This window comes from Flavobacterium enshiense (genome assembly GCF_022836875.1).
GTDB lineage: Bacteria > Bacteroidota > Bacteroidia > Flavobacteriales > Flavobacteriaceae > Flavobacterium > Flavobacterium enshiense_A.
Genome location: NZ_CP090376.1, coordinates 1,126,167 through 1,138,037, shown reverse-complemented (window position 1 = coordinate 1,138,037; position 11,871 = coordinate 1,126,167). Strand labels below are relative to the sequence as shown.

Sequence of the window (11,871 nt, the reverse complement as noted above, 5' to 3'; positions counted from 1 at the left end):
TGAAAATGTATCTTTGCACTCAAAAGTATTCAACTGAAATAAAATGACAAAAGCAGTTAGCGGTTTTTCGAAACTATCGAAAGACGAAAAAATAAATTGGATTGCAAACACACACTTTTCGAATCCGGCAGAAGCAATAAAAATTTTAAAAAAATATTGGAATTCTGATGCCGATTTACAAAAACTGCATGACGAATTCATTGAAAATACTATTACCAATTTTTATTTGCCGCTAGGTGTGGCACCCAATTTTTTAATCAACGGAAAAAACTACACCATCCCGATGGCCATAGAAGAAAGTTCGGTTGTGGCTGCTGCTTCTAAGGCAGCAAAATTTTGGTCGCATCGTGGAGGATTTAAAGCTACGGTAATCAATTCTGAAAAAATAGGACAGGTTCATTTTATCTACAACGGAAATAAAGAAACGCTGCATCAATTCATAAAAGAAATCAAACCTAAATTTTTCAGTGAAACTGAAAGCCTCACCAAAAACATGCAAAAACGGGGCGGTGGCATTTTAGATATTGAACTACGCGACAAAACATCTGAATTAGAAAACTATTACCAATTGCATGCAACCTTTGAAACCAAAGACAGCATGGGCGCAAATTTTATCAATTCCTGTCTGGAACAATTTGCCAAAACATTAAAAGAAGAGGCTCAAAAGAGTGCAATATTATCTGAAGAGGAAAAAAACATTCAGGTCGTAATGAGTATTTTGTCAAACTACGTTCCTAACTGTATTGTCAGAGCCGAAGTTTCCTGTCTGGTCTCCGAACTTAAAGAAGACAAACATATCTCACAGGAAGAATTTGCCGAAAAATTTATACGCGCAGTGCAAATTGCCGAAGTAGAACCTTTCCGCGCAGTGACACACAACAAAGGCATCATGAACGGAATTGACGCTGTCGTTTTAGCCACAGGTAACGATTTCAGAGCAGTAGAAGCCGGCGTACACGCCTATGCATCCAGAAACGGAAAATACTCAAGTCTTTCGCACGCCAAAGTGGAAAACGGTGTTTTTACTTTTTGGATGGAAGTCCCATTGGCTTTAGGAACTGTTGGCGGACTGACGAATCTGCATCCGCTTGTAAAACTGTCGATGGAAATGCTCGGCAACCCTTCTGCACATGAATTAATGCAGATAGTAGCTGTTGCAGGTCTGGCACAAAATTTTGCCGCTTTGCGCTCATTGACCACAACCGGAATCCAGTCAGGACATATGAAAATGCACCTGATGAATATTTTAAATCAGTTTAATGCCAATGAGGAGGAGCGAAAACAGGTAACAAAACATTTTGAAAAACATACGGTTTCCCATTCCGCAGTAGTTTCTTATTTGGAAGAAATCAGAAAATAATAATTTGTGAAACAATCATTTTACAGTAACGGTAAACTGCTAATAACAGGAGAATACTCGGTTCTTGATGGCGCTAAGGCATTGGCTTTACCTACAAAATCAGGGCAATATCTTCACGTTTCAGCTGGGAAAAACCAAATGATTTCCTGGAAGAGCTTTGATGCAGACGGTTCGATTTGGTTTGAAGACACTATTTTATTTGATGATGTAAAACGTAAAACAAGTTTTGATACGTCTCAAGGCATAAAAAATACCCTGATTGAAATCCTACATCAGGCTTATCTTCAAAACAATGACTTTCTGGATAATTCAGAAGGTTTTAATATAGTAACCGAATTGACTTTCCCACGATTTTGGGGACTGGGAACTTCTTCCACACTGATTAACAATATAGCCCAATGGCTAAAAATTGACGCCTTTGAACTGTTGAGAAAAAGTTTCGGAGGCAGCGGTTATGACATTGCCTGTGCGCAAAACGACACCCCAATTTTGTACTGTCTGGAAAACGATAAACCTATAGTAGCGCCAGTTCAATTTAATCCTGCCTTCGCCGATAATCTTTACTTTGTGTATTTAAATCAGAAACAGAACAGTAAAGAAGCCATAGCATTTTACTCTAAGAAAAGGCCACAAATGGCAAAAATAATTGAAAAAATAGACGCAATTACAAACATCGTAATAAACACTGAAAGCCTTTTAGAGTTTTCCGAAGCGCTCAATTTCCATGAAATAACCATGTCTCATGTCCTGGAAATGCAAACGGTCAAAGAAGCCTTTTTTTCGGATTTTACAGGCACCGTAAAAAGTTTAGGAGCCTGGGGAGGTGATTTTGTCTTAGCGATATCTGAAGAAAACCCCACACCATATTTTCAAACAAAAGGTTTTTCAATTGTAGTACCTTACAGAAATATGATAAAATAAAAAAACGCTCCTAAAAAGGAGCGTTTTTTATTTATATTCAATCAATAATTCTTCTTATTGAAATTCTACTCTGTTATCTTCGATAGTAGCAGCATTCTTAAGAGCCGTAACTGCTCTTCCGGAAGCCGAACCTTGACTTTGAGATTTAAGTCTTGTTACATAAGTAGTATAGTCAGGTAAAGCTGGTGCATTAGCAACTGCTTTTGTTCTGATCATGAAAACTCCCATTTCACCTTCGATTAATTTAGAAGTTTTACCCGCACCTAGTCCAAATGCTTTACCAACAACTTTTGGCTCGTAACCTGCGTTTGGAATAGATGGATTAGCAAGAACTACTGCTACAGCGTTTGATATAGTTGCACCCGATTTTTGTGCTACAGCCTCTAGCGTAGAACCTGCCATCTTAGCTTTGATTAATTCTGCTTTCTTTTTATTTTTCAAGATAGGCTCCACCATAGTTTTTGCCTGCTCCACTGACATAAGTCCAGTTTCGTTTTTAGCTTTAACTCTAGCAATGATATGTCCTTGCATGTTGTCAAATTTCTTAACATCTCCTACTTCAGTGTCTTTGTTAAATGCCCAAGTAACAACTGATCTTTGAGCACCAACTTCAGGAAGATACTCATCTGTACCTTTCACCGATGCCGGTTTCACAGTTAATTTAGCCTCTTTAGCAACTGTTGCGAAATCTTTTTCGTTAGCATCAGCTTCAAATTTAGTAGCTTGAGTATAAATCTGATCTGCAGTAGTTTCAGATGGCTCTATTTTTCTTGCCACTGTAGCTAATCTTACTGCATCGTATTTAGCGTCAACTTTAATAACATGATAACCGAATTCTGTTTCAACGATTCCCATTGCTCCAACAGGATTATTGAATAAGAAATCATTAAATGGTTTTACCATCTGACCTTTAGTAACGTTATCATAAGATCCACCGTTTTGTTTAGAACCAGTATCATCTGTATTCATCATCGCTAACATTGGGAAGCTTCCCGGATTAGCTTTAACCTGAGCCAATAACTCATCTGCTTTTGCTTTTGCCTCTTCTTTAGTGCGTTTAACAGCAGCAGGTGCTTTACTTCCTTCATAAGATAGTAAAATATGGCTAACTTTTGCAGAAGAACCTGATTGTCTTCCTAACATTTTAGATAAACAGTAGTGGCCATTGTAAATGTATGGACCGAAAACTTCACCTTGTGGCAAGTTGAATAACTGCTCTTGGTTTTCTAACGGTAAATCTTTTTTAGCTATATATGAAGAATCATATTTGATATCTGAATTTGCATTTACAAACTCTTCTGCGTTAACAGCTGCTTTAAATCCAGGTAATGTATCGTTTTTACCAGTTTTATCATTGTAAACAACTCTTCCTGACAATAAACCATTAATAGTAGTTTTCATTTCAGCTTCGTCAGCTGCAGAAGGTTTGTTTTCGATGAAAACGAACTCGATATCTCTTGAATTTTCAGACTTGTATTTTTTCTCGTTCTTTTTCATGAAATCCATGATTTCAGAATCAGAAACTTTTACCTGATCATCTTTAATTGTAGAATAAGCAACCGTTACATAATCAAAATCAACTTTGTTGTTTTCATTAGCGTAAGCCGTTTTAGCCTCAACTTTTGTAGTTACCAATCCCGATTTGATCATGGTTGTATACATCTGCTCAGTAGCCATTTGCTCAACTTGTTTTTCAAAGTCTAACCAAGCATTCCACTGTTCCGGCTGAGAACTTTTAATAGTCGCTAAGTATTCATTGAATTTATTAATGTCGAAAATTCCGGCAGAATTTAAAAACTGTGGATTTTGAGCAAAGTTAGGATTTTGCTTCATTACGTTCAATAATTGGTCTTTTCCAATTTTCAAACCTAATTTTTCGTACTCACCTTCTAAAAGGATTCTTTTTACTTCTTGTTCCCAAACGCCATTTGCAGCCTGAGTATTACTCGTTCCCTGGCCGTTTTTCTCCGCCATGGAAACTTTCTGTAAAAATTCCTGAGCCGAAATATCCTCACCGTTTACGCTCCCTACATTTCTTGAGGTTTGACTAAAACCTCCGTTTTGGATTACATCACCAACAACGAATGCCAATAAACAAAACCCAATCACCGCAATAAGCAATATGGAACGTTGTCTAATTTTTGATAAAACTGCCATTTTTATTTTAGTTAAATTTTTTATTCAGTGGGCGAAAATACAATTATCTATCAAATAATAAAATAGTATGCAAATTTTTTTACCCCTTACTTTAGAATTATTTGTTGTTATTTTTAATTTTTTCAGAAAAACGCCTTCTAAAGAAAAACATAAATACGGCAGCTGCCGCAAAAAGAAAACTCAATATTGAATTTTCATTATTCTGCACTCTGACAATTCCATCATAAATAAATAAAACTGCCATAATGAGATACATGTAATGTATGTATTGTAAAAATTTCATCTTTATTCTAATTTAGTTACTTCTCCCCTACTGTTCTGCATGTTAAAAACCTTGAAATCCCTACTGAAATCAACACCCGGCCCTTCTAAATAACCGCCGGCTTCATCGGTATACTTAAAATGTTTCTCCGTAAAGAACCATTCATTTTTTTGATCGTAATACAACTGATCTGTCTGTAGCAACTTCCCATCACTGGAAGTAATCTTCACATTACCCTGCAAATCGATAATATCCGTTCGCGCATAAGTAATGGCATAATCAGCATCCACAAAACTTTGTTTCTGATTATCGTCGTAAAGGGTTACATGGATCCCTTTAGGAAATTCGGTAAACGGATATTTGGCATTCGAATAATCCAACATTTTGGGACTGACCAATATCGCTTTGATTTTTCCAGAATCCGTGTACTTCAAATCAACATTATCCGCTTCTCCGGATGGAGAAAACGCAACGGAATTTATCCGCTTTACTTCCTTAAAATTACTTTCGCACGAAAAAAACACAGTCACGGCTAATACCGTGAACAATGTAATTATGCTATTTTTAAGAAAAACCCTCACTATCTGCTTAGATTTAGATTAATCGTATTTTGGCTTAATAAACCAACGGTCGCTCAATGACAAACCAACATTGATGGAAAAATAATTCTCCTGAATCAAGCTATTGCTCGTTGTTCCTTTTTTCCCGTATTCCAAACCTATGTTAATATTGGAAATACTGGCTCCCACCGGAAAACCAAATCCCATACTAACAGCAGTATCCCTAATAGTCTTATCATTAAGAACCAATCCTGTATTTTCATGTCGGAAACCTGCTCGGTACACAACGCGATCAAAATAACTTCTGAATGAATTGTATTTAGGAATATAAAACCCCCCTACAGCAAATCGTGTAGAACTTTCAAAACTTGCATTTGACAAATTACCCTGATTTCCTAAATCGTTACTGTCCTGAAATGTAAATTCTGTACCAACAAACCATTTTTTACTCTTACCAAATGCTGTTCCCACAGACACTTTTGAAGCCGCTTTTATTTTTGCATCCGGCACCTCAATATCCTTATTATCATCAACAATTTCGGTACCGTTAAAGCCATAGACAACAGTGGCAATATTTCTTGTTTTTTCAGCATTCAGATTAGTTGGAGGCGTATAAGTCAAACTACTGGACCATTCAAGCTTATTTTGCAATTTAGTCTGATAATACAACCCAGTCACCATACCAAAACCGCTGTAAATCGTTTTATCTTTAGTTCGTGACCCCAGCGGCACCTGAGGCGTAGTTACGAACACAACTGAAGATGTTTCCACTGTTCCGAAGTTATACTGAAAATCAACACCAAAACTCAATTTAGGTGTAATCTTGTATGCACCACCTAAGAAAACCTTATTAAGCCCTCCTTCACCTTCATTTGTAATAGTCCTAGTATCTTCACCGGTTACAATGTTTTGCACATTATATCCCACTGATGTATAAGGAACCAATCCGAAACCTACAGCTGCTTTACCAAAAGGCAAGCCTATTGCAAGATAATCTATCGAAGTTCTGTTTGCTTTCTCCTTTTCTGAATCTGTTTTAAAAGTACTTTTAATGTTTGTAGCACCAATCGTTAATGAAGTATATTTTAAAAATGAATAGGATGCTGGATTTTGCAAATTGATGTGGATACTGTCTACAAACACCCCAACACTCCCCATGGCTCTGTTTTCGTTTGTCCCTTTAAACTTTGCATCTCCGATTCCATAGAACGAATAAGGTGAGGCTACGCTTTCCTGAGCCAAAAGCCCAGCAGAAAAAAGCAAACTAATGCCTAAAATTATCTTTTTAATCATTTTCGATTTTATAATAGTGTATATGGCTCAAACTCTCCAAAAGAAAATTTGAATTGGCAAATATGGTGTTTTTTATGTTTTTAGCCAAAAATTCGGCATCGCCTCCTGTTAAAATTACTGTTAAAACTTGATATTGCTGACGGTATTGACTTACAAATCCGTCGATTTCATTTAAAATTCCGTTAACAACTCCAGAATGTATAGCCTCTTTAGTAGAATTCCCGATATAATGAACCGGCTGTTCCAACTCAAGTAACGGCAATTTGGCCGTATAATTGTGAAGGGCTTCATAACGCAATCGCAACCCTGGTGAAATGGCCCCACCAAGATAAACATCGTCAGCTGTAACAAAATCATAAGTAATGCAGGTACCCGCATCAATTATCAATCGGTTTTGATTCGGATACATAAGAGTCGCACCCGATGCAAGAACCATTCGATCTACACCCAAAGTTTTTGGTGTTTCGTAATTATTTTGAAAAGGGAAATGAGTTTCGGAAGAAATCACATTCAGAACAGAGTGTTTTTTTAGCAAATCAACAACCTCATCATCGAGTTTTCCGACCGATGAAAGTACCGATTCAGTAATTTTTGGATTTTTTTTAAAAATATTTTCAATTTTTTTTTGTGCCTCTTCTCTCAAAAAAACATCTTGAGTCAAAACGGTATGTTTCTCAAAGACAGCAACTTTAATTCGGGTATTCCCCACATCGACGGCTAAAAGCATATTTCTTGGATTGTGAAAACAAAGATACAAATTGATTTTTTTAAAAAATTGTTTTGGATAAATGAAAAATGACTCTATATTTGCACTCGCAATCAGCAAGCAACACACGCTTAACGAAAGCAGACATAATGGTGCCTTAGCTCAGTTGGTAGAGCAATGGACTGAAAATCCATGTGTCCCTGGTTCGATTCCTGGAGGCACCACAACAAAAACCACTCTTTACGAGTGGTTTTTTTGTTTTTATTCCACTAGAAAGTCACCGGCTACACAACGCATCTTCTTCCTATTTTCAGACAGACCTTAGCATCTGACCAACTACCAGACACTTAAACGCAATTCAGTAAACAATTAATTTACAATTTTTTCGTACTTTTAAGTAGCGAAAGCCAATCAGTATTCACTTCTACTTTTAATCAAGATAGTTTATGACATTAGACTACATTCCTATTTGGCTCTTTTTTTTACTGACATGCCTGTTGGTAGTTCTTTGTATTGAAGGAGGCTATCGAATTGGCGCCAAAGTCCACAAAAAATCCATCGAAGAAAAAGAATCACCTGTATCAGGTATTTCGGGTTCTATCTTGGGATTATTGGCATTTATTTTGGTTTTCACCTTTAACATCGTCTCCGAACGATATGATACAAAAAAAGCCATTGTACGCGATGAAGCGGCTGCAATTAGGGATGTATGGCTCAGATCGGAGTTTCTAGATGAGGCAAACCGCATTAAAAGTCAAAACTTAATTAAAGAATATGTGGCGATACGCGTTAATCTCCCACGCGGCAACGAATCTTTTAAAGAGAAAACGATACGAATCGAAAAAGCAATCGATCAGTCCATAAAAATACACACCCAACTTTTCGATATAGCGGTTGCCAATGGGAAAAAAGATCTAAACTCGGATATAGGTGCTTTATACGTTGAATCTGTAAACGAAATGACCAACATGCACTATAAAAGGGTGGCTATCTCCTGGCAAGCCAGAATTCCAAACGGATTTTGGTTTGTGCTTTATGTTCTCTTCATTCTCTCCATGTTTTCAGTTGGATACCGGACAGCCATTGCCGATTCCACACGATCATGGTCAACCCCTATCTTAGCACTCTCTTTTTCGATTGTCATAACTTTGATTGCAGTACTGGATCGTCCGGGAAACAATTTCATCAAGGTTTCCCAACAGCCGATGATTGATTTTCAGAAATTTATCAATTCAAAAAAGACAGATTAAAATCCTATTGTTTAATACTGCTGTTTACAGCAACACCCGTACCGGTAATCTCTCCATCATATTCCTTTTCTTCCAGATCTTCGGTTTCTTTACCGATTTTTACCTTAGGATTCTCCTGAGTTCCGGTAATAGTAATTGGAATTCCTATAATCCCAAACGGTGGCAATCCCAAACGCATCTTTAAATTCAGTTTTCCGTCAAGGGAAACCTGCCCTTCTATTCTCGGACGAAATCCGGAAACTTTAAATTTAAAGCGCTCAATAGTCATAATATTATTTTTGACAGTGGTTTTTATATCGATTTTCGAAAGCTTAGGGTCCTTGATCTCATCGTGATTCGTTTTACTTCCAACCGTATTAAACAATTTATAACCTTTCATTTTTACATCCCGAACCGACAAAACTCCTCCACCTTTCAACGACGGATAGATCGGATCCATATTCCCATCCAAATGACCGCCAATCTTATAATCCAAAGAAACAATTCCTTCAGCACTTTCAGCCGCAGAAGCCATTTCTCGAAACATCTTGATTTCGTTGTAGGCTTTTTTAACATCAAAATCTTCCGCCTTTATCGAATAGTCAAAAGCCGCTTTTTGAGTCGATAGTGCAGCATATGTTGCATTCATCGCAAACGGACTTCCGATCATCGCAAACTTCGTATCTTTCATCTTAATCGTTCCATCCTTCATCACTAATCCCCCATTCAGTTTATCAATATTCAATCCCTGAAAATTGACTTTTTGAGCCCTGGCCTTCAGATCAAAATCATAATTGGAAGGAATCACCACAACACCTGTTCCTGCAACCTCTTTTTTCGGAAGATTTTCGCCTGACGTTTCAACACTTACAGAATCCGCCGACACAGATGTCATAAATTCATCCACATTGATATAATCAGAATCAACCGTGAATTCCCCTTTTAGAACAGCTTTATCCGACATGATAAAATTGATGACATTCTGCATTTTACCATTCATTCTAAAATCAGACTGACCGTAAACAGCACGGAAATCTTTAAAATTCATATCATTCTGATTGAAAGTAAACAAACCTTCTTTGATAACAAACGGCAAAGGCAGGTAGTCCGATTTTGTTCTGATATTATGTAATACCAAAGTCCCTTTATTGTTCAGCCTGTTATAATTGCCATTTACCGCATCACTCTGTGTTCCCTTCAGACTCAAATCTGCTTTCACATTACCCTGTACATCCAAATCTTTTCTGGAGAAAACTTTATAAATACGCCCTAAATCCAATTCTCCTTTGGCCTTGATATCATATACAATGTCATCGAAATTCTTCAGATCTGCATCAATAAAAATCGGCTTTCCTTCGAAATTGAATTGCCCAGGTTTAATAGCTACTTGTAAATCCTTATACTTCCCTGTTGTATTTAAGACAGATGCATTAAGGTTTATGTTTTCAATCGGGTTCGGATAATACTCTGTTTTTATCGCCGCATTCTGTAATACCAAATCTCCCTTAGTCACCGGAAAGAGACGGGCTTTTTGGTCAAATTTCCCATTTGCCCTGATATCCGATTTCAAAATCCCTTTAAAACTCATATTCTGAATTCCTATCGCACGATGCAGTTTCCCTAAATCGAGCTGCGATTTTATTTTAGCATTGATATCAGGCGTTTCCATTCCCTTCACCTCAGCAATTCCGCTGAAATAATCTTTACCGACATTAAAAAACAGCGAATCAACTTTAACATACATATTGCCAGTATTTAACGCAGGGACTTTTGCATCAAAATTCAAGTAAATATTTGATGCCGGAATATTGGCTTTTTTATACGAAACAAAGCCATCGCGTACCTTCATGTTAAACATCAAATCCGGATTTTGGTTTTTAGATTCATCTGAAATCCCTTTAAAAACAAGTAAAAAATCGGTTTTGCCGCTCATTTCGGTTTGTTCCAACCATTTTATGTATTGAGGAGGCAATGCCGTAAAAAAATCGTGCAACTCACTGTTTTGTGATTTTACCTGCAAATCAATATCATAGCCACTCTTAAGGATGTTTAGTTTTCCTATAAAATCAATAGGAAGCTTGTTTAAAATCAGATTGTTCTGCTGAAAAACGAATTCCAGCGAATTGGTATTAATTCTGGTAATCAATTCCGCATCCACTTTTTTATGCTTAAGATATTCCTCCCCTTCAAAAACAAGGTCAAAGGAAGCAATGGACGCATCGGTTTTCAAATCAAAAATTGCCTCATGCAAATCGCCTTTTCCGATATACTCAAGCCCTTTGGCATTAATGAGAATTTCAGAGGATTTATCATCATACACTAAACGACTGTCCTGAATAACTATTTTATCAAGCCGAAGGGAAGCCGTCGAAGTATCTTTTTCTTTTTTAGTTTCGGAAACATAAACATTGTAATTCGCCTCACCTTTTTCATTTATTCTGATATGTATGTCGGCCTTAGAAATGAAAATCTCATCGATTTTAACCTCTCCTCCAAAAATAAGCGACTTAATATTGATTCCAAAAGAAACTTCTTCCGAAGAAACCAGATTCTGCTTGGTAAAAGGTGACGATCCTTTTAAAGAGAAATCCTCCACCGTAAGTGTTAATGAAGGAAAATGTTTGAAGAATGAAAGATTGGCTTTGCTAAAATTCAATTCGCCTTTCAGTCTTTTATTAGCCACCCCCCTAACCTCCTGACCTATTTTACCGGGGAACAAAATTGGCAATAAGTACATAAGAAGCAATAAGGAAGCGATCGCTATAAAAGAGACTTTTAAAAACTTGACTAATAAACCCTTACGATTCGACTCCATATTACAAAATTACAAAGTCATTTCGTTTTATAATGTATTTACCTACCTAACGCCTTATATATTCGTTAAAATGCTTCATTAAGAGAATAAAAAAAGAGGGAACTAATCCCTCCTCTATTCAATCGAAGATCTACCTCCATATAAATAAAATTTTATCCGTGATAAACTCTTGAGGCAATAATCTTTCCATCACGAACTTCCAGGACTTCTGCTACCAGCATATCTTCTTCACCATCTACCTTACGTATGTATTCCATAAAAACCCTGTCCGTATTTGCGGTTAACGAAGTGACTTTATAATGAAGGCTCGGCAAACGATCGAAGGCATCCTGCCACCAATCACGCATGGCATCTTTTCCGACAACCAGCCCGTTAGTCTCCGGTTTACGGATTTTTAATTTAGGACTGAAGTGCTGTGCCTCATCATCATAAAGGGCCAATAATTTTTCCAACTGTTTCGCATTGAACGCTTCAAACCAACGAAAGGCAATCGATTGTAATGTATCCGGACTCATATTGAATTGTATTAATAGCGCAAATATTGGAAATAAAATCCAAATTTACATCA

9 protein-coding genes and 1 tRNA gene are annotated in these 11,871 nt (G+C 36.9%); 4 read left to right on the top strand and 6 right to left on the bottom strand.

Going from position 1 to position 11,871, the window contains the following annotated elements; all coding sequences use genetic code 11:
- Nucleotides 1-43: 43 nt before the first annotated feature.
- Both LZF87_RS05170 and LZF87_RS05165 read left to right on the top strand, forming a co-directional pair.
- Nucleotides 44-1,360, top strand: a complete 1,317-nt coding sequence (locus LZF87_RS05170; RefSeq protein ID WP_244342260.1) for a hydroxymethylglutaryl-CoA reductase, degradative — start codon at nucleotides 44-46, stop codon at nucleotides 1,358-1,360.
- 6 nt (nucleotides 1,361-1,366) lie between these two features.
- Entirely contained in the window at nucleotides 1,367-2,281 is a 915-nt protein-coding gene (locus LZF87_RS05165; protein ID WP_244342256.1) for a GYDIA family GHMP kinase, read from the top strand.
- 54 nt (nucleotides 2,282-2,335) lie between these two features.
- Here the strand turns inward: LZF87_RS05165 and LZF87_RS05160 are convergent, their stop codons facing one another.
- From LZF87_RS05160 to LZF87_RS05145, 4 genes are all read right to left on the bottom strand, one after another.
- The gene (locus LZF87_RS05160; protein WP_244342252.1) at nucleotides 2,336-4,438 is read right to left on the bottom strand and encodes a peptidylprolyl isomerase; all 2,103 of its coding nucleotides are present in this window, start codon (nucleotides 4,436-4,438) and stop codon (nucleotides 2,336-2,338) included.
- Between the two features lie 285 nt (nucleotides 4,439-4,723).
- The gene (lptC, locus tag LZF87_RS05155) at nucleotides 4,724-5,248 is read right to left on the bottom strand and encodes an LPS export ABC transporter periplasmic protein LptC (protein WP_244342250.1); all 525 of its coding nucleotides are present in this window, start codon (nucleotides 5,246-5,248) and stop codon (nucleotides 4,724-4,726) included.
- 51 nt (nucleotides 5,249-5,299) lie between these two features.
- Nucleotides 5,300-6,553, bottom strand: a complete 1,254-nt coding sequence (locus LZF87_RS05150) for a hypothetical protein (RefSeq protein WP_244342248.1) — start codon at nucleotides 6,551-6,553, stop codon at nucleotides 5,300-5,302.
- Nucleotides 6,546-7,280: a type III pantothenate kinase gene (locus LZF87_RS05145; protein WP_244342246.1), complete on the bottom strand. Its 735-nt coding sequence runs from the start codon at nucleotides 7,278-7,280 to the stop codon at nucleotides 6,546-6,548. The genes LZF87_RS05150 and LZF87_RS05145 overlap by 8 nt, the downstream gene beginning before the upstream one ends.
- Nucleotides 7,281-7,410: 130 nt before the next feature.
- Between LZF87_RS05145 and LZF87_RS05140 the strand changes: the two genes are divergently transcribed.
- Nucleotides 7,411-7,483 (top strand) — tRNA-Phe (locus tag LZF87_RS05140).
- A 222-nt stretch (nucleotides 7,484-7,705) separates the two neighbouring features.
- A complete protein-coding gene (locus LZF87_RS05135; protein WP_244342244.1) occupies nucleotides 7,706-8,509 on the top strand; it encodes a DUF4239 domain-containing protein in 804 nt (267 codons plus the stop codon).
- A 4-nt stretch (nucleotides 8,510-8,513) separates the two neighbouring features.
- On the opposite strand, the gene LZF87_RS05130 is transcribed toward LZF87_RS05135, so the two are convergent.
- The gene (locus LZF87_RS05130) at nucleotides 8,514-11,303 is read right to left on the bottom strand and encodes an AsmA family protein (RefSeq protein WP_262917908.1); all 2,790 of its coding nucleotides are present in this window, start codon (nucleotides 11,301-11,303) and stop codon (nucleotides 8,514-8,516) included.
- Nucleotides 11,304-11,455: 152 nt separating this feature from the next.
- Entirely contained in the window at nucleotides 11,456-11,818 is a 363-nt protein-coding gene (locus LZF87_RS05125; protein ID WP_244342240.1) for a nuclear transport factor 2 family protein, read from the bottom strand.
- Nucleotides 11,819-11,871: the final 53 nt, after the last annotated feature.